Source organism: Mucilaginibacter gossypii (assembly GCF_900100945.1).
GTDB lineage: Bacteria > Bacteroidota > Bacteroidia > Sphingobacteriales > Sphingobacteriaceae > Mucilaginibacter > Mucilaginibacter gossypii.
In genome coordinates this window covers 511024-531089 of record NZ_FNCG01000004.1, presented here as the reverse complement: position 1 = coordinate 531089, position 20066 = coordinate 511024, and the positions used below count along the sequence as shown (strand labels likewise).

General features: G+C 43.6%; 17 protein-coding genes. 12 read left to right on the top strand and 5 right to left on the bottom strand.

Annotated features, from left to right (window positions below; genetic code table 11):
- The first annotated feature begins 88 nt into the window (after window positions 1–88).
- Window positions 89–1396: a Na+/H+ antiporter NhaA gene (gene nhaA / locus BLS28_RS11380; RefSeq protein WP_091166796.1), complete on the top strand. Its 1308-nt coding sequence runs from the start codon at window positions 89–91 to the stop codon at window positions 1394–1396.
- A 72-nt stretch (window positions 1397–1468) separates the two neighbouring features.
- Here nhaA and BLS28_RS11375 read toward each other — a convergent pair whose 3' ends face one another.
- The 5 genes from BLS28_RS11375 to BLS28_RS11355 form a co-directional block, all read right to left on the bottom strand.
- A complete protein-coding gene (locus tag BLS28_RS11375; RefSeq protein WP_091166793.1) occupies window positions 1469–2593 on the bottom strand; it encodes a glycoside hydrolase family 26 protein in 1125 nt (374 codons plus the stop codon).
- A gap of 44 nt (window positions 2594–2637) precedes the next feature.
- A complete protein-coding gene (locus tag BLS28_RS11370) occupies window positions 2638–3861 on the bottom strand; it encodes an AGE family epimerase/isomerase (RefSeq protein ID WP_091166792.1) in 1224 nt (407 codons plus the stop codon).
- Window positions 3862–3875: 14 nt separating this feature from the next.
- Window positions 3876–5072 carry a glycoside hydrolase family 130 protein gene (locus tag BLS28_RS11365; protein WP_091166790.1) on the bottom strand — a complete coding sequence of 399 codons (1197 nt, stop codon included), beginning with the start codon at window positions 5070–5072 and terminating at the stop codon, window positions 3876–3878.
- An 11-nt stretch (window positions 5073–5083) separates the two neighbouring features.
- The gene (locus tag BLS28_RS11360; protein ID WP_091166788.1) at window positions 5084–6916 is read right to left on the bottom strand and encodes a sodium:solute symporter family protein; all 1833 of its coding nucleotides are present in this window, start codon (window positions 6914–6916) and stop codon (window positions 5084–5086) included.
- A gap of 247 nt (window positions 6917–7163) precedes the next feature.
- Window positions 7164–8042 carry an AraC family transcriptional regulator gene (locus BLS28_RS11355; protein ID WP_090528369.1) on the bottom strand — a complete coding sequence of 293 codons (879 nt, stop codon included), beginning with the start codon at window positions 8040–8042 and terminating at the stop codon, window positions 7164–7166.
- Window positions 8043–8828: 786 nt separating this feature from the next.
- On the opposite strand from BLS28_RS11355, the gene BLS28_RS11350 reads away from it, so the two are divergent.
- From BLS28_RS11350 to BLS28_RS11300, 11 genes are all read left to right on the top strand, one after another.
- A complete protein-coding gene (locus tag BLS28_RS11350) occupies window positions 8829–9638 on the top strand; it encodes an MlaE family ABC transporter permease (protein ID WP_091166786.1) in 810 nt (269 codons plus the stop codon).
- Between the two features lie 11 nt (window positions 9639–9649).
- Window positions 9650–10423: an ABC transporter ATP-binding protein gene (locus BLS28_RS11345; RefSeq protein ID WP_091166784.1), complete on the top strand. Its 774-nt coding sequence runs from the start codon at window positions 9650–9652 to the stop codon at window positions 10421–10423.
- Window positions 10424–10451: 28 nt separating this feature from the next.
- A complete protein-coding gene (locus BLS28_RS11340; RefSeq protein ID WP_091166782.1) occupies window positions 10452–11438 on the top strand; it encodes an MlaD family protein in 987 nt (328 codons plus the stop codon).
- Window positions 11439–12351: 913 nt separating this feature from the next.
- A complete protein-coding gene (locus tag BLS28_RS11335; RefSeq protein WP_143020736.1) occupies window positions 12352–12735 on the top strand; it encodes a sigma factor-like helix-turn-helix DNA-binding protein in 384 nt (127 codons plus the stop codon).
- The gene (locus tag BLS28_RS11330; protein ID WP_091166777.1) at window positions 12719–13216 is read left to right on the top strand and encodes a hypothetical protein; all 498 of its coding nucleotides are present in this window, start codon (window positions 12719–12721) and stop codon (window positions 13214–13216) included. The genes BLS28_RS11335 and BLS28_RS11330 overlap by 17 nt, the downstream gene beginning before the upstream one ends.
- 110 nt (window positions 13217–13326) lie before the next feature.
- Window positions 13327–13881: a DUF1572 domain-containing protein gene (locus tag BLS28_RS11325; RefSeq protein WP_091166776.1), complete on the top strand. Its 555-nt coding sequence runs from the start codon at window positions 13327–13329 to the stop codon at window positions 13879–13881.
- A 291-nt stretch (window positions 13882–14172) separates the two neighbouring features.
- On the top strand, window positions 14173–14493 hold the full coding sequence (locus BLS28_RS11320; RefSeq protein WP_090528388.1) for an ArsR/SmtB family transcription factor: 321 nt from the start codon (window positions 14173–14175) through the stop codon (window positions 14491–14493).
- Window positions 14490–15455, top strand: a complete 966-nt coding sequence (locus BLS28_RS31320; protein WP_091166773.1) for an SRPBCC domain-containing protein — start codon at window positions 14490–14492, stop codon at window positions 15453–15455. Before BLS28_RS11320 ends, BLS28_RS31320 begins: the two co-directional genes overlap by 4 nt.
- Before the next feature lie 541 nt (window positions 15456–15996).
- A complete protein-coding gene (gene guaA / locus BLS28_RS11310; RefSeq protein WP_091166967.1) occupies window positions 15997–17526 on the top strand; it encodes a glutamine-hydrolyzing GMP synthase in 1530 nt (509 codons plus the stop codon).
- The gene (locus tag BLS28_RS11305) at window positions 17483–18736 is read left to right on the top strand and encodes an ABC transporter substrate-binding protein (protein ID WP_143020735.1); all 1254 of its coding nucleotides are present in this window, start codon (window positions 17483–17485) and stop codon (window positions 18734–18736) included. The genes guaA and BLS28_RS11305 overlap by 44 nt, the downstream gene beginning before the upstream one ends.
- The gene (locus BLS28_RS11300) at window positions 18733–19905 is read left to right on the top strand and encodes an RsmB/NOP family class I SAM-dependent RNA methyltransferase (protein ID WP_091166770.1); all 1173 of its coding nucleotides are present in this window, start codon (window positions 18733–18735) and stop codon (window positions 19903–19905) included. Before BLS28_RS11305 ends, BLS28_RS11300 begins: the two co-directional genes overlap by 4 nt.
- The last annotated feature ends 161 nt before the right edge of the window (window positions 19906–20066 follow it).

The window sequence follows — 20066 nt, the reverse complement described above, 5'->3', positions numbered from 1 at the left end:
TGTTTTATGGCCGGGTTTTGTTTTAATCCGATGTAATTGGCAGATCATCTCACCAAAAAATCAAACTTAATCCCTATTTTAGGCATCTATGAAACAAAGCTACCCTATTGATAAAATCACGCAGCCGGTAAGCAAATTCATAAACCAGGAACATACCGGCGGCATAGTGCTTTTTATCAGCGTAATTGTGGCTATCGTATGGGTAAACTCGCCTTTTCAGCTCAGTTACCACCAACTTTGGGACCTCAAACTATCGCTCGGTTTTGATAAATATGTTTTAAACCATCCGCTGCACCTTTGGATCAACGACGGCCTTATGGCTTTATTTTTCTTTGTGATAGGCCTCGAGTTAAAACGCGAGTTTATGGCCGGCGAACTATCCTCTGTAAAAAAAGCTTCACTCCCTATGTTTGCCGCATTGGGCGGAATGCTGGTGCCTGCTTTCATCTTTTTCCTTTTTAATACAGGTAAGCCATCGGCCCATGGCTGGGGAATTCCGATGGCTACAGATATAGCCTTCGCACTGGCTTTACTATCTATGGCGGGCAAACATATTCCATCCTCTGTAAAAGTTTTCCTATCAGCATTGGCCGTTGCCGATGACCTTGGCGCGGTATTGGTAATTGCCCTGTTTTACAGCAGTCACATAGCGCTTGTACCACTTACCTTTGGGGTTTGGCTGCTGGTGCTGCTGCTTATCGGCAATAAAATGGGGATCAGGAGTACTGCTTTTTATTTGATCATAGGCTTCGCTGTTTGGATAGCTTTTTTACTTTCGGGCGTCCACGCAACTATTGCGGGTGTATTGGTGGCTTTTACTATTCCTGCCCGTACCCGCATCAGCGAGATCAGTTACACCCAATCTGTAAAGCAATACCTTACCGATTTTGAAAACGAGCAACCAAACAACAGCACGCTTATAACGCCCGGACAGCACCACATTATTGATAAAATAAAAAAGCTGAGCCTTGACGCCGAAACACCGCTGCAAAAAATTGAACACACCCTGCATCCCTGGGTAGCTTTCGTCATCATGCCGCTTTTTGCTTTAGCCAACGCCGGGATTATTGTTAGCCATGACTTTTTCTCGTCACTGGCCAACCCTGTTAGCATGGGTGTGGCTATAGGCCTGCTTGCCGGCAAGTTTACAGGTGTATTGCTCTTTACCTGGTTCATGGTAAAATTTGGCGCACAATTACCCGCAGGCTCATCCTGGAAACAAATGACAGGTGTGGCTTTGCTTGCAGGCGTAGGTTTTACCATGTCCCTTTTTATATCGGCATTAGCCTTTGATCATGTCGAAATGATTGACCAGGCCAAGTATGGGATCCTGTTAGCGTCCTTGCTGGCCGGGATATCGGGGGTAGCTGTTTTAAGCAAAAAGCCGAAGACTTAAAGCATAAAGCCAAAATGAATGTATTATCCACCTCCTCTATGAACCATGAACTATCATCCATGAACCGCAAGGCTACTGCTTCCAATTTGGCTTACCATAAATGCCCAGTGGTGTTATGCGGTTTTGGAAAATGGTTTGCGGGCTATTATAAAACTTTATAAAATCACCGGCGCTGGTTTGGCCGGGGTAGGGAACGTAATAATGATGATCGTTTCCGTTGCGCCATGCCATTACGTAGGATACTTTATGCTTAGCGAGGGCTTGCAGTAATATATCCGTCCACCAGTTGGGCATGGGGATACCTTCATAGCCGGTTTCGGGCAGGCATGCTATTTTATGGTGTTTTACAGCGATGCCATCAACAATGGCAAGGCGTTGATCCAGCTTAGCTTGAAAACGCTCAACGCTTTGCGTACAATAATTATCAAAGCCTATAAAATCCGCGTAAGCATCGCCGGGATAGCGTTCCAAAAACTCATCTTCCGATTCAAAATCAGCCGCCGAATATACGATGAGCAAGTTATGCAGCTTCTTTTTATCCCGCAGGTAATCGATAGTAAAACGCCACAGGGCTTTAAATTCATCGGGGGTACAGGTGTTTTTGCACCACCAAAACCAATTGCCCGTAAGTTCATGAAATGGCCGGAACAATATCGGGATAGCCTCGCCTTCCGGGCCTTTCATATCAGCTAAATAATTGGCCGCACGATCAAGATACTCAATATATACATTATGAAACGCGCCGCCGGGGATAAGATCTTTTACGGTATGCTGCGTGGTATCCCAGGCGGTTTTGCCATTGGCCGGGTTATCCATATGCCAGCAAAATGTATTGATGCCGCCGCGCGCGTAAACATCCTTAACAAACTGCTTCTGCTGTTCAAAGGCGATTCCGTTAATATCGTGAATGCTGTCGTGCTCAATCCTGGCCAAATCCCAACCACACAGGGCCGGGTATGATCCGGTAACAGTCTTAACATCTGAGCGGCCTGGTTCATTACGCCATCCCACACCATAGGCCAGGTCATCATGGTGGCCAAATATTACCCCCACGTTAAGCAGCCGCTGCATACTGTAAAAAAGCTGCCGGGTTTCGGTTGTGGCGTGCTTATCGGCAGGTTCAAACAGCTGCGCCATAGCGGTTGAACTATGGATCAGCAGGTATAAAACAGCAATCCTTCTAAAAAATTTTATCATAATCACTGCCGCTAAGTTAAACCATTTGAAGCCTTGCTTTACGGCTAATTTATCGGGCCTATACGCCTGATAATTTCAATACATGCACGGCTGTTATGATAGGGGCATTTCCAAAGCCCTGCTTTGTCCTCGCCGGGCATAATACTGCCATCGGCTTTGATACCCCAAAACCATTCACCGTTTTGTTTATCAAGTATTTTATCTTTTATAAAAGCCCAGTTTTTAAGGACCAAATGAAAGTATTTATCATTACCGCTAACCTGCCAGGCATTGTAAAAACCTACCATAGCTTCGGCCTGTACCCACCAGTGTTTTTCTTTGATGAGACGACCATTTGCCGGTTCATATTCATACCATAAGCCACCATCAACATCTAAACCCTGTATAGTTGCTTCTGCTATCGCGATGCAAGTGCTGCTGACCTTCTCGATCATTTCCTGATTACCAATAACTTCGGCGGCCTCCAGTAAAAGCCAGGTGGCTTCAATATCGTGCCCGTACGATATGGTTTCTGACCGGCGGTTCCAATCCTCATCAAAAAACAGCACGAGGTGCCTGGTTCCAGCATCAATAAAATGATCAAAAAAATTATTGATCAGGGTTTCAATCTGCTGTTTAAGTCCGCCATCGGGCCAGATGCGGTACAGGTTGGTATAAGCTTCCAGTACGTGCAGATGGGTGTTCATGGTCTTTTTCTCGTTGGCATCCTTAGCGCTTAGCCTAAGATCGCCGAGCGGCTGCCAATCGCGCGTGAAAGCTTCGAGATAACCCGTTTTATCCTTGTCGTAGCTTTTATTGATCAAAAGATGATAGAGGCCGATGGCTTCCTGCTTTACCCTTTCCGATTTCGAAGCTATATAATATTCACTCAGCGCGTAAATGGTAAAGGCATTGGCATATACCTGTTTTTTAGTATCCGGCATATCGCCTTTGTAATCAACCGACCAATACACGCCGCCAAACTCATCATCAACAAAATGAGCTTTGATATAATCATAGGCCCGCTTAGCTGCCTGTAAATAAACTTCATCAGGATTTTGATTATAAGCAGCAGAAAAACTCCACAGGATGCGCGCGTTTAAGACCGAACCTTTGGGGGCACCGGGAGTAACCTGGTTATCATTGTTAATCTTGCCCCAAAAACCACCGTTTACTTCATCTACAGTATAATTAAGCCAATAGTTGAGGATATTTTTCAGCTCACCTGTTAGCTCATTGCTGAAGATAGCAAGCTGATGATTTGAAACAGTATTTGATAGTTGAAGCATGTTTAAATCTCTGTTCAGGCGCCGGCTCCCTGTAATTGGCCTAAAGCTTTATTTTTATCGATAATATTGTACACTGCCTGTACCGATGAGGCCGAACGCAAACCATCGGCCGGTGTGTTCATGGCATAGTCTATCAGTTTATCAATTGTAGTTGTGGCTACATGCATGCGGGTATCTGAGGACGCATAATAAACATAAACCGATCCGTTATCATCGGCTATCCAGCCATTACAGAACACTACATTTGATACATCGCCAATACGCTCCTCACCAACCGGGGCCAAAAAATAACCTGCTGGTTGGTAAAGTACTTTAGTAAGGTCATGAAGGTCGGTCATAAACATGTACAACACATAACGTAAACCAGCAGCTGTATTGCGTACGCCATGCGCCAGGTGCAGCCAGCCTTTTTCCGTTTTGATTGGCGCCGGGCCCTGGCCATTCTTGGCTTCGTAAACGGTATGGTAGCTTTTATTGTGGATGATAGTTTCGTGGTCAACAACCGCGTTCTCCATAGTGTCGCACAAGCCAAAACCTATTCCACCGCCGGTCCCTGCACTGATAAAACCATCCTGCGGACGGGTATACAAGGCATACTTACCATCAACAAACTCGGGGTGTAATACTACGTTGCGCTGCTGGGGCGAGTTGGTTTTCAGATCGGGCAGGCGCTCCCATTTTACCAGGTCCCTGGTACGCGCAATACCGCAGGCCGCTATCGCCATCGACTGATCATATGACGGAGCTTCAGGGTCACGGCGTTCGGTACAAAACAGGCCATAGATCCAGCCATCTTCATGCTGGGTAAGGCGCATATCGTACACATTGGTATCGGGTTCATCGGTTTGGGGCAGTTCAACCGGGTAATCCCAAAATTTAAAACCATTGATCCCATCAGCACTTTCGGCCACAGCGAAAAATGATTTCCGATCGGCGCCTTCAACCCTTGCTACCATCAGGTATTTGCCGTTAAACTTTATAGCGCCGGCATTAAAAACGGCGTTAATACCAAAACGTTCCATTAAATGAGGGTTGGTTTTAGCATCAAGATCATACCGCCACTCAAGCGGGGTATGGGCGGCAGTAAGCACAGGATATTTAAACCGGCAAAAAATACCGTTGCCTGTTTCCTCAACCTGGTTTTGCCGGTTAATCAATTGAGCTTGTTCGGCCTGTAGTTGAACGAGCCTTTGGTTAAATTCCTGCGTCATATAGTTTTCTATCAATAGTCCTTTAATTTATTCCACCATGTTTTTTTCAGTATGGTAATAGTAACCACCAGTATGGCTATGGTAACTATGAGTGATGCTTTTTGTGCCAGTATCAGGTACATGGGCAGTATGGTAAGGCAGCATTGTGTAATAGTGCCTATAACCACGTTGAACATGTTTAGCTTAAAGTTTTTGTTGGGCACAAATGATGGATCTTTCTCCATTACCAAAGCCTTAATAGGCCCCCAAAAGCCCCATGGCCTTACGGTGGTATAAAATGACCGCAACACGGTCATATCCGTTGGCGCTGTAGCGTACGAGCCGATAACCGAGCCCCCCAGCGAGATGGCAAACAGCACCGGGAACCAGTACAACAGTTGGACCGAAGGGATAATAAGCGAGAATATCATGGCTGACAAAATCCCCGAAAGCATGCCGTAAAAAAAACCGTTGGCATTAAAGCGCCACCAATGCCATTTAAGTACATTACTGGCTATATAACCGCCATAAAGTGCCGATACTATCCATTGCAGCACACTATTCACATCCTTTACAAAAAAGCCGAGTATCACGCCCACCGCTACCACAAAAACCCCCACCATGTAGTTGGCGGTGATGATTTTTTTGGTAGATGCCCTTGGATTGATGTATTTGAGGTAGATATCATTCACAATATAAGCCTGCGCCGCGTTCATGGTACCGCTGAAGGTGCTCATGAAAGCCCCAAGCAAGCCGGCCAGCAGCAAGCCAACCAAACCAACGGGCAAAAAGTTGTTGATCACGGCCGGCAGGATGCGTTCAAAATCAATAGCCCCTTTGGCGTCTTTCAAATCCATTTGGTGATAAAAAAGTACGCCCAGGATAGTTAAACTCACAATAAGCGAATAACGGATAGGCAGCAGGATGATATTTACAAAGCCGCTCATTTTGCTGGCCTCTTCGGGCGAGCGGGTGGAGAGGATCTTTTGCATATCATAATTGGGTGCGGGCCCGGCCACTGCCGCGAAGAAGCCTTTAAAAGTCATCATCATAAAAAACAGGCCGAACAGCGAATAGCCATCTTCTTTGATCTTGTTATTTACCTCGTTGATGATCCCCGTCCAGCTGAGGCCAAGATTTTTACCAAAAAAAGGGCTATACCAGCCATCGGGCACATTGAGGTGGTTGCCGCTGAGTTTGCCTGCAGCTATGAAACTGATCCACACGCAGGCCACCGTCATAATGCCGTACTTGATCATATCGCCCAGTACAATACTATGCATGCCGCCTATGATAGAATAAAACATGGCGAATAGCGTAAATATGATCCCGTACATATGCGGTACATACTGAGGCGCCACGTGGAAGGGCACGTAAGCTTTAACCAGGTCCCAGGGAATAAATATTTCAATGAACTTGCCCAAACCAATAAACCCATAAGCCAGGAAGCCAAAACAGCTCAAAAGCGCGAAAGCGATAACCACCACATTTGAACCTGTTACTCCCGGCCCGGTTTTACCGAAACGGGTTGCCAGCCATTCGGCCCCGGTAGCGGCGTTTGACCGGCGCAGCCAGCGCGACAGGTACATCATCAAAAACACCTGGTTAAATACGGGCCATAGCCAGGGGATCCAGATGCTTTTCATGCCATAAACAAAGCACAGGCTTACCATCCACATGGTGCCGCTGATGTCGAACATATCGGAGGCATCGCTTAAACCCAGTTTATACCAGGGTAAAGATTTGCCGCCCAGCATGTAGCTTTCCTTATTTTCGCGAGCTTTTTTACGGTACCATAAACCAATAAAAATGGTGCTCAGCAGGTATAAAACTATAATGGCAACATCAAGTAAGTGTAACTTCATCTTGTCTGAATCGGAATTTACAGAATTTTTGAATTAACAGAATTAAAATAATCCAGTACATAAAGGCTGATAGGGCGATGTTCAAGCATTCTGAAAATTCTTAAATTCTGAAAATTCTGATCCTAACGGTCATTACTCAAAAATGAATTTATTATCAGCAACTTTATAATACTTTTTTAACCTTATATTTAACTTTATCGATAGGCTGATACATTTTTAACCAGCCATAAAGCCAAATAAATACCAGTTAAATAAATACGCGGTTTCCGGTATAGGTTTCCCTGAATTCTTTGGGAATACACATTTTTTTACGCTTAAAAATCCTGTTAAAATTGGAGATATTGTTAAAGCCGCATTTATAGGCAATTTCGGCTACCGTGGTTGTAGAGTCAATAAGCATCCTGGAAGCATGCCCAAGCCTGATCTCGTTCAAACTGTCAATAAAGGTTTTGCCCGTGCGCTTTTTGATAAACCTGCTAAATGAAGCTTCGGGCATATTGGCAATTTTAGCTACTTCGGCAAGGGTGATTTGCTTGTTATAGTTAATATTCATGTGCTCAAACACTTTTTCGATGCGGCGGCTATTGTAGTAAAACTTCTCATTTGTAAAGCTTGGATCCGACAGCATTTTCATATTGCGGGAAATTGACAGGTCATGAAGAATGGACAGAAGCTCTAATACGGAGTCAAAACCGCTCTTTTTATCCAATTGCATAATCCTGTCTTTAAGCGCGTAAATGGTTTCCGATGAGAAAGAAATCCCCCTTTGCGAGCGCTCGAGCATGCTTTTTACAAAACTTAACTGATTTCGCTTCAGAAACTTTTCATCAAACAGATCCTTATGAAACTGGATGGTAACTTCAGTTATATCTTCGCTTTGACATTGGTGCGTAAACCAGGCATGGTATAAGTTTGGGCCTATCAGCGCCAGCTCTACTTCTTCAATAACCTCAATATGGCCACCTACTACCCTTTTGGCCCCTTTGGCGTTGATAATTAAATTAAGCTCGTATTCGTCATGATAATGAAGCGGAAAATCAAATTTCTTTTTTACCCTCGAAAAAATAGTAAAACAATCACTTGGCGTTAGCGGAGTTATCTCCCGCATTACATTACTTGTAGTCATAAAATCCCACTAAAATAAGTTTACTAATTAATGATACTAATTTAACACTTTTATACTTTCAAAATGTCAATTAAACAATTAATTATTAATTTTCGTTACTTCATCGCCTATTATGTCTCCTTACAGCACCGTAACCAATTAAAATGTGCCTGTATGGTTTAACGTTAGTGTATGGCAAAATCACAGTTAACCTCACTATCTGATAATTTGCCGTTAATATCAAGCCGTGAAAACTCAAATGAATTTGGCAGCGAGTTTTAAAATGCCCGACAATACAGTATAATATAAGGCAACTTATCAAAATTTTACACTTCATTAACTAATATTTTAGGGGCTGTACTGCGCTATATAAATTTTAACTTTTAGGTTTGCAGACAAATTGGTTTAAACATTTAACCCAAACGGTCAAAGGTTTATTTAGCCGTAATTTAATCTGTCATTAATACTGTATTGATAATTTGCCGGCAGAGATTTTGGCCGGCCTTTTGCTACAGCATTTTATAATTGATTTAGCATCAAATGTACTTTTAATGCACGGGCAAGATGTAATACTTTTTTTTCATTATTTAGTTTTAAATTACCAAAAACGTTTAAATTACTACTGTAAACACTCAAAATAAAGCATCGATACCTAATACTTTTATGTCATTTTATCAATTAAACAAACTCTTTTTAAAACGATTTAAAAAGTTGCCCAAAGTATCTTAGTGAAATAAAACACGGTACAGCAAACAAACACCTGCGGGTTTTGTAGAGTTACCATACGCATATACAAGTACATTTTTAATGGACAATACGCAAAGCATAACCAGGCATACAAACAAAAGATTCGTGAAGCTTAAACAAAGCCTGAGCGACTTTTTTTTAACGCTTTATCGCATAAACCAGTTTATCATCCGCTTTTTTAAAGAAGCTTTTGTACCGCCTTTTGAACTTAAGGAAGTTATACGCCAGTGTTATGAAGTAGGTGTGCGTTCATTTACCCTGATATCGGTTACGGGTTTTATTGTGGGGGTTATATTTACCAAGCAATCAAGGCCATCGTTATCACAATTTGGCGCCGAATCGTGGTTGCCCTCGCTGGTATCCATAGCCATTATGCGTGCGCTTGCCCCATTAGTTACCGCGCTGATAGCGTCAGGAAAAGTAGGCTCAAGCATTGGCGCCGAGCTGGGGTCCATGCGCGTTACCGAGCAGATAGACGCGATGGAAGTATCGGGCACCAAACCATTTAAATACCTGGTATGTACCCGCGTACTGGCTACCACGCTTACTATTCCAATTTTATCAACCTATACAGGCTTTGTGGCTTTATTTGGTGGGTATTTAAATGTAACCATGAACGAAGGCACCACCTGGACAACTTTTATACAGGAAGTTTTTGAGCCGCTAACCTTTACCGATTTTGTGGCATCGCTTATAAAATCAATTGTATTTGGCTTTACCATTGGCATTGTGGGCTGCTACCAGGGCTATAACTCCAATAAAGGAACCGAAGGCGTAGGTAAAGCAGCAAACGGCGCGGTAATTACCGCCATGTTCCTGGTGTTTATTGAAGAAGTTATTATTGTACAAATAACCGGCTGGTTCCGCTAATTTATGGAAGTATGAAAAAGGCAGCAGTACAGACAGATCATAATAACCCGGTTATCAGCATCAGGGGCTTAAAAAAAGCGTTCCAGGATTATGCCGTACTCCGCGGTATCGACCTTGACCTTTACCAGGGCGAAAACCTTGTGGTGCTTGGCCGATCAGGTACAGGTAAGTCGGTACTGATTAAGATCATATCGGGTCTGCTTAAACCCGATGAGGGAATGGTAAAAGTATTTGGCCAGGATATCGCTCATATTACCGAAGATGACTTACAGAAATTACGCATCCGTATCGGCTTTTCGTTTCAGAACAGTGCTTTGTACGATAGTATGACCGTGCGTAAAAACCTGGAATTCCCGTTGGTGCGTAACAAACGTAACCTTACCCGCGGGGAGATCAATACCGCGGTTGAAACGGTGCTTGACGCGGTTGGACTTTCGCAAACCATCAACCAGATGCCATCCGAACTTTCGGGCGGGCAGCGTAAGCGTATCGGCATTGCCCGCACGCTGATCCTGAACCCCGAGGTTATGCTGTATGATGAACCCACCGCCGGCCTTGACCCCATCACCTGTATCGAAATCAATGACCTGATTAACGAGGTGCAGCAGCGTTACAATACATCATCCATCATCATAACACATGACCTTACCTGCGCCAAGCAAACCGGCGACAGGATAGCCATGCTCTTAGACGGGCAGTTTCAGCGCACCGGCACTTTCGACGAGGTGTTTAACACCACCGATAGCCGGGTGAAACCATTTTACGATTACAACTTTATTGAATAACAACAATTAGATAAGATATACCATTATCATGGATCCAGCAGAAAACAGAAAATCGATCATAGTAGGCATATTCCTGGCACTTGGGCTCGTATTGTTCATATTAGGGGTATTTACACTGGGCGGCCAGCAAAAAGCCTTTGTTAAAAATATAAAACTAAGCGCCAGATTTACCGACGTTGCCGGTTTAAAGAAAGGGAACGCCATTTGGTTTTCGGGCGTTAAAGTAGGCACTATCAGTGCTATCAAATTCATTGGCCCATCAGAGGTTGAGGTTTATATGAATGTTGACGAGGCTACGCAGCAATATATCCGTCGTAACGCAAAGGCCAAAATAGGATCAGATGGTTTAATAGGTAATAAGCTTATTGTAATAGAAGGCGGTACCCCGCAGGCTCCGGTAATTGAAGATGGTGATGTATTGCAATCAGAAAAAATGCTGTCAACCGATGATATGCTTAAAACCCTGCAGGACAATAACCAAAACCTGTTAGCCATCACCAACGATTTTAAATCACTAAGCCATAACATATTGCAAGGCAAAGGCACTGTAGGCGCTTTATTGGCCGACAGTACCATGGCCATACAACTACGTGGCGCTATGCGTAACCTGCAGGCCACCACCCAAAGCGCGGCTTTAATGGCTGTACAGCTTAATAAGTTTAGCCAAAAAATTAATACCAAAGGCGGTCTTGCCGATAAAATGCTTACGGACACAGCTACCTTTGCCCAAATTAAACAGGCGGTAGGCCAACTGCAGCAAACCGCTGCAAATGCTTCAACGCTTACTAGCAACCTTACCAAAGCAAGCAATAAGCTTAATAGCACAGATAATGCGCTGGGAGTATTGTTAAACGATCAAAAAGCAGCAGTACAAACACAATCGGCCATTAATAACCTGCAGGCAGCATCTATCAAATTAAATGATGACCTGGAAGCCGTTCAGCATAACTTTTTCCTGAGAGGTTTTTTCAAGAAGAAAGAAAAAGCAAAAGCTGATAGTTTGAAAGGAAAATAGTAATTACTTAAAAACTTATTTCTATTTCCTTTTTTAGTGACTACTGTTCGCAGATTACCTTCTATAAAAAATGTCGTTTCGATAGGGCCGGGGTGCGCGTAGGTACCGGGGCAAAAGAGAAATCTCGTGCCGTTGTTGGTGTTGTCACCAACAACTTTTTTGCCTGTTTTATCTCTAATAATCACGAAATCACCATTTGCTATCCACGTAGTAATTGAGCGGCGCGGAGTTGTTGGCGACAACACCAACAACGGCGAGGTTTATCAGGCGTATAATATTTCTCACCCGTTCCTCGTTTCGAAATTACAATTACTTTCGTTTGATAACCCCTCAAAAAAATGCGTTCCGTATCTCACCCCGGAACGCAATCTCGACAACATCTCATTGATATCGATCAACTAAACCAGGTTAAATCTCAGCCTGTACTTTAGTATACACGCATATCGTGCCATTGTTTTAAATAATTAAAAACCAATATTTTAAGCAAAAAAAAACATTCGCTCCAAGTGTCTGATTCTGCACATATCATGTTCAATTACGGTCATATAATCGGTTAATGCAGGTCTTTCCCTTTTTTTAAATTTTATTTTCACCTCAGCTCCGAATCAAGTACCAGCGAAACATGTTGCAGCCCGATAGTCACCATCAATGATATTTACAATACAAATAATACACCAGTTTAATCACGAAGGCCCCATCACTCTTCACACTCCCGCACAAATCATTCATTAACTTAAAATATAATTTTTTTATATATTTGATTAAATATTGAACTTATACTATTCTTTAATTGACTCCTGATTTGAAGCCGCAGTTACAAACGCCTGCCCCCCTCAGCCAGAGCAAGGCGGCGGTTATACGAACCCTGTATGACAACTATGCCGCAACGCTTTTAGGCTATATTTTTGAGGTGGTGCAAAACCAGTTGGTAGCTGAGCAGTATCTTATTGCTGTTTTTAACGATGTACCTAACGAAATAGAAGAGCTTTCAAAAACAGATATGAACGTATTTTGCCGCCTGCAGACAATGGCGCGCCAAAAAATGGCTGATTTTTTTGAAACACCAGATAATGATACCGGCAAAAAAGCAGAACAGTGTATGCCATTCTTAAATAATAAACCTATTAGCCTGATGACACCATTACAGCGTCAGGTTTTTTGCGATATTTATTATCAATGCAAAACAACATCGCATATTGCAAAAGAACTGAACAAAACAGCGGAAGAAATAAGGAAAATATTAAAAGAATGTTTTACCATTATCAGGAACGGGAGGAACGATGAAAAAATACATTGACAGCGGCATTCTTGAAGTTTTTGTAATGGGCGCAGCTACCGACGAGGAAGTAAGGGAGCTAATGTACATGAAGGCCAAGCATCCGGAAGTGGAGGAAGCCCTGAAGCAACTGGAAACTGACATGGAAAAGCTTGCAGGTGAAATGGCTATTGCACCGCCTCCGCATATGTGGGAAAAGATAGAAGATGAGATAGACGGCCTTATCCACCAGGGAAATCCGGCACAACCAATTAAATTCCGCACTTCAGACGATGGCCGTAATAAGCATAAAAAAACACCTCCCGAAGATCAATTCATCCCGATTGAATCGGAATCGAACCATATGCGCCTGCATAAATCGTGGCGCTGGGTCTTTGCTGCTGTGTTTGTGTTAGGGAAGATCTTTTTAGGCTTCGCGATATATTTTTACCTTGAAAACCGTCAAACCAGGCAACAATTACAGGAGTTAAAAACCGAGATCAGGGAATTGAAGAAAAGATAGAGGTTGGTGGTTGGAAATTAGAGGTTAGATTTATTTAAAAAAACATTTGAGGTATCCCGAGGGATGCCTTTTTTGTTGTTTATTAAACCACCACCTCTTAACTTTAACTTATGGAAAACGACTATCTAACCAGTGTAAAAAAGCAGTTTGCCTATTACAAATCCCTCGGCGAAAAAACGTTTGAACAGCTTACCGACGAACAATTATATTGGCAATACAACCCCGAATCAAACAGCATTGCCATGATCGTGAAGCACATGTCAGGCAATATGATTTCCCGATGGACTGATATTTTTACTACTGATGGCGAAAAACCCACCCGTAACCGGGAAGCTGAATTTACCCCTTCTACCCCCACCCGCCAAACAATTACCGAAACCTGGGAACAGGGATGGCAATGCCTTTTTGATACGCTTGATAAACTAACCGCCGACGATCTCGGTAAGATCGTCTATATCCGCAACCAGGGCCATACAGTTATGGAAGCCATTAACCGGCAGCTGGCCCATTACCCCTACCACGTTGGCCAGATAGTTTTTTTAGGTAAGATGTTGTGCAATGAAAACTGGCATTCATTATCTATCCCGAGGGGGCAATCTGAAAACTATAATGCAGATAAGTTCGCCCAGGAAAAACGGAAAGTTCATTTTACTGATGAGAAATAGTTTATCTATCATCAAGTAGTTAAGCTGTCTAAAAACGATAATTATTGAATGTAGAGGCGCATAATTGCGTCTCCTGCTTGCAATTTACGTTACCTGATACGCTTTTGAAATCGGCTTGTCCTTCGGGAGACGCAATTATGCGTCTCTACAAAAAATATTTTCCTTCATTTTTTAATAATACCACAGAACGCTCAACTTTCAATCTCAGCTCTAAAACATTTTCCAAATAAATTTCCGCAACCAATTAATTGCATTTATATTGCAATCGAACGGTTGCAAAAAAAAGATTTTATGAGAAGAGATGTATTTCAGGCCATTGCCGATCCTACCCGCAGGGCCATCATTAGTTTGCTTGCTTTGCAGGCTATGACACCCAATGCCATTGCCGAACATTTTCAAAGCAGCCGGCAAGCTGTATCCAAGCATATCCAAATCCTGAGCGAATGCCAGCTGGTTAATCAAAAACAAACCGGCCGCGAAATTTATTATCATTTTAACGCTCAAAAAATGAAAGAAGTGGATGTTTGGATGGACCAGTTCCGCGCCCTGTGGGAAACCCGTTTTAGCCAGTTAGATAACGTACTACAAAACCTAAAAAACAAACAGTCATGACAAACAACGAAACCGTATTTACCAAAGACCTGCAAAACAGACGGCTTAATGTGGTAAGAACTTTTGACGCGCCACTCAATTTAGTATGGCAGGCATGGACCGAAAGTGAAATTCTTGACCAGTGGTGGGCACCAAAACCTTATCGCACCGAAACAAAAACCATGGATTTTAGGGAAGGCGGCTACTGGTTATACCAGATGGTTGGCCCGGAGCATACTGAACATCCAACATGGTGCAAGGAAGAGTATAAAACCATCGTAGCTCCGCAAAAAATTGCCAATGCTGTTTCCTTTTGTGACGAAAATGCTGTAACCAATACCAATTTCCCTGTTATGAACTGGGAGAAGAACTTTACCGGCAAGGGTGAGCATACTACCGTTAACATCGATATCTATTTTGACAAAGTGGAAGATATGCAAACCATTGTTGGTATAGGCTTCCAGGAAGGCTTCACTGCCGGCTTAAGCAACCTTGATCATTACCTGAGCACAGCTTTCAGAATCAGGAAAGATCTGAAACCGGGCAATGCTGCAAGGGTTACCACTTATTTAAATTTCCCCGGAAACACTGAAGAGGCTTTAACCTTTTACAAAGAGGTTTTTAAGGGTGAGTTTACAGGTAAAAAACTCACGCGGTTCAGCGATATAGAGTTACCGGCTGAGGTCCGGATGAACGAAGCTGATAAAAAATTGATCATCCACGGCGAACTTACCATTATGGGAGGCCACGTACTGATGGCTACCGACGCGCCGGAGAGTATGGGCTTTAAACTGCAGACCGGCAATAATATGCACATCAACGTTGAACCCGAAAGCCGCGAAGAAACCGAGCGCCTGTTCAACGAACTTTCGGTTGGTGGTGTGGTTACTATGCCATTGAGCGATATGTTCTTTGGGGCATACTTCGCGGAGCTTACGGATAAATACGGTATTAACTGGATGCTGAATTATCAGAACGTTTGAACCGGGATTTGGGGGGGGTTGGTTTACTGGGATTTTAATTGCGATTTTAATATAGCTTAACGTCCCATCAGGGTCTCTCGCAGAGGACCCTGATGCATACACCATTCAGGTCCGCTGTTCAATCCACTTGCGCTCGTTTGCAACCTACCGTGTACCCATATCTTTTTATTAAAGAAAATGTCATTTCGAACGAGCCAGCGCAGGGAAAAGCTGGGCGCGAGGAGAAATCTTATACGCCATACATAGCGAGTTTGCTGCTTGTAGAAGATTTCTCCTCACCTCCAGCGCACCATCCCGCCCAGGGTTCGTTCGAAATGACAACTACTTTTGTTTAATCAGAAGGTTTGATAAGATATGGGTACACGGTAGGTTAAAAACGGGCGCTTAACGTGGCTTAGCGATTGCATCGCAACTCGCATTACAAATGCCGAACCATATTAAGCACTCATCACAGATGAGCGCAAGTTCATCGGCAAATCATCAAATAAAAAAATCCGAAATCCCAACTCCCAATTCCGAAATCAAAATCCTATCTTTGCCCATGCAAGAAAAAATCCTCATTCTTGACTTTGGTTCGCAATTCACCCAACTTATAGCGCGCCGTGTCAGGGAGCTCAATATTTATTGTGAGATCCACCCCTTCAATCATTATCCCGAAATTGACAGCACTGTAAAAGGTATCATCCTTTCCGGCAGCCCTTATTCTGTAAGGCAGGAAGATGCTCCTCATTTCGAGTTTGAAAAATTCCACACCACACGCCCTATTTTAGGTGTTTGCTATGGTGCTCAATACGTTGCCCATTTTCATGGCGGCGAGGTATTGCCATCAAGTACCCGTGAATATGGTCGCGCCAATCTGGAATATATCAAAAAGGAGAATCCATTATTTAAGGATGTTCCCGGTGGCTCACAGGTGTGGATGTCGCACGGCGATACCATTGCTACCATTGGCGATAACTTTGAGGTAATTGCAAGTACCGATAGCGTTAAAGTTGCCGCTTACCAGGTAACCGGAACCCAAACTTACGGCATCCAATTTCACCCGGAAGTTACCCACAGTATTGACGGTAAACAATTGCTGCAAAACTTTTTGGTTGACATTTGCGGATGCAAACAGGACTGGACACCTGACTCGTTTATCGAAACCACAGTTGCCGCTCTTCGCGAAAAACTGGGCGATGATAAAGTAGTACTTGGTTTATCAGGCGGTGTTGATTCGTCGGTTGCGGCAGTATTGCTGCACCATGCTATCGGCAAAAACCTGCATTGTATATTTGTAGATAACGGCCTTTTGCGTAAGGATGAATTTGAGCAAGTACTTGATTCATACCAACACATGGGCTTAAACATAAAAGGCATCGATGCCAAACAACGTTTTTATGACGCGCTTGCGGGCTTAACCGATCCTGAAAAGAAACGTAAAGCTATCGGCCGCGTGTTTATCGAGGTATTTGATGATGCCGCACATGAGGTACAGGATGTGAAATGGCTTGGCCAGGGCACTATTTATCCCGATGTTATCGAGTCGGTATCAGTAAAAGGTCCTTCAGCTACCATCAAGTCGCACCACAACGTTGGCGGTCTGCCTGATTTTATGAAACTTAAAGTAGTTGAACCGCTTAACACTTTGTTTAAAGATGAGGTAAGGAAAGTAGGTAAAGCTTTAGGGATCGATCCTAATATTTTAGGTCGGCACCCTTTCCCGGGCCCAGGCCTGGCTATCAGGATTTTGGGAGACATCACACCCGAAAAAGTGGCGATACTACAGGAAGCTGATGCAATTTATATAAACAATTTACGTGCTGCCGGGGTTTACGATAAAGTTTGGCAGGCCGGCGCTATATTTTTACCGGTACAGTCGGTAGGCGTAATGGGCGATGAGCGTACTTACGAAAACGTGATCTGTCTCCGTGCTGTTGAATCGGTTGACGGGATGACCGCCGACTGGTGCCATTTACCGTACGACTTGCTGGCCAAGATCAGCAACGAGATCATCAACAACGTAAAAGGAATTAACCGGGTAGTATATGATATCAGTTCAAAACCACCGGCCACTATTGAGTGGGAATAAGTGGTTACCGTTTTTTTGCATAGCCTTGCTGCTGGCCGCGTGTTCACCCAAAACGCGGCCGGTAGCAACTACCGTAAAAAAACCGACTGATACCGAAAAAAAGCCCGATAATACCTCCGAAAAACCGGTCAAAGCTCCGGAGCAAAAGGTGGCTACTATAGCCATGATCCTGCCTTTGAATCTTGAGCATTTAAATCCGGCTCAAAAATATAGCCCTATACAATTAAGCCAGGCCAATATCGCTGTTGAATATTACCAGGGATTTAAGCTCGCCCTCGATTCGCTTACTGCTTACGGAAATAATTATAGGCTACAAATCTTTGACTCGAAAGACGAAGCCATGCAGGCACATGACCTGGCTTTAAACGCGTTTATACGTTCAAGCGATTTGATAGTGGGCCCGGTTTTCCCGGATGGCGTAAAATCCTTCTCCGGCGCATTGTCGTATTCAAAGGGACCAATTTTATCTCCTTTATCGCCTGCCAATCCAAGCACAATTAAAAGCAAAAATTTAATCACTGCTATTCCTCCGCTTGAATATCACGCATGGGGCGCTGCCGAATACATTAACAGAACGGTTAAACCTAAAAAAATCTTCATTCTGCGTTCGGGCTTTAACCAGGAAAGTGATTACGCTATTAACTTTAAAAAGGCTATTGACAGCTTAAGTAAAAAGAAGGTAAAGGTCACCAACGTATATGTTATACGGGGCAAACTGAGTAGCCTGCTGCCGCAGCTATCAAAAACCGAAAAAAATGTGTTTGTGATCCCTGCAACCGATCAGGCATTTTTAGGTGTAACCCTCCGATCTTTAGATACATTGAACAAACACTATCCGGTTATGGTGTTTGGGCACCCGAGCTGGGAGAAGTTCAGTTTCCTGAAACCGCAACTTTTACAACGTTTGAATACGCATATTACCTCTACCGAAAAAATAAATTACAAAGCGGGGGCTACAATAACATTTTTACGTAACTATAGGCGTGCTTATCACGTTGAACCGACCGAATACGCCATTAAGGGTTTTGATGAAGGATTGTATTTTGGAAAGCTACTCTTTACGGATAAAGGCATGCAATCCATAGAAGGAACGGATTTTACAGGTTTGCATAATGGCTTCCATTTTGTCAAAAAGCCGGGGCAGGGCTGGATCAACACCCACGTAAATATATTAATGTACACTAACTTTGAGCTAAAACAGGTAGAATGAAGGCTATAAATCAGCTTAAAACGTTTCAGCGAATTTTGGGTGAATACCCTGCCGATACGCCACTAAGTAAATTTTTACCCGGCTTTTACCGGCAAAACAAACAAATGGGCTCAACCGACAGGCGGGTTGCCAACCGGTTAGTATACAATTACTTTCGCCTGGGCAGGGCATTGCCTGATGTTTCTGAAGATGAGCGGCTGCTGGTTGCCGAATTTTTATGCAATACCCAAACCAACTCTTACCTGCAACACTTCAAACCAGAGTGGGCTGTATGTGTTGGTTTTAGTGACGATGATAAACTGGCCCTTGTAAAAACCGCCTACCCTGATTTTAAACTGGCAGATGTTTTCCCATGGAGCAGCCAGCTTTCAGAAGGGATTGATAAAGAAGCTTTTCTGAAATCATTTTTTTGCCAGCCCGATCTGTTTATCCGCGTGCGCAACGGTTATGATCATTTGGTAAAAGCCGAACTAACCAAAGCCCAGGTTGTATTTAAAGACGAAGGTAATGGCTGTTATTCGCTGCCAAACGGTACGCGCCTCGAAACCATATTTCCTAAACAACACTGGTTTGAGGTGCAGGATTATTCATCGCAGCAAACAGGGAATTATTTTAAGCCTCAGCGCTGGGATAGCTGGTGGGATGCCTGCGCGGCATCGGGCGGTAAATCACTATTACTGCATGAGGATGAGCCTAATATTAAACTGGTTGTATCCGATATCCGCGAATCTATCCTGGCCAACCTTGATGAGCGCTTTCAATTGGCCGGATTAACCAAATACCAGAAAAAAGCACTTGATCTTACCCAAAACATTGATTCAGTGATGCATGACTACGCTTTCGACGGGATCATCCTGGATGCCCCCTGCAGTGGCTCGGGCACCTGGGGACGTACACCCGAAATGATAGCCCAGTTTGATATGCACAAGATCGAGTTTTTCCAAAAGCTTCAGAAGAGTATTGCCCAAAACGTAGTAAAATACCTCAAGCCCGGTAAGCCGCTCATCTACATTACCTGTTCTGCCTTTAAAGGTGAGAATGAAGATGTAGTTGATTATTTAGTAAACGAGCTTGGTTTAAAACTGGAAGAGAAAGCGGTATTAAAAGGCTATGAGCGTAAAGCAGATACCATGTTTGTGGCGAGATTAAGCCCTTCTCCTATTGTTTAATAAAATATATAATTGCTGCCGTCGCTCGGCTCCAGCCGAGTGACCACTATTAAGCGGCGTCTCGCCGTCGAATTGCTAAGCCTTTTTAAGCGCGCAGGCCAGAGGCCTGGGGATAATCGTCACTCGGCTGGAGCCGAGCGACAGCGTTAGTATTGAATACT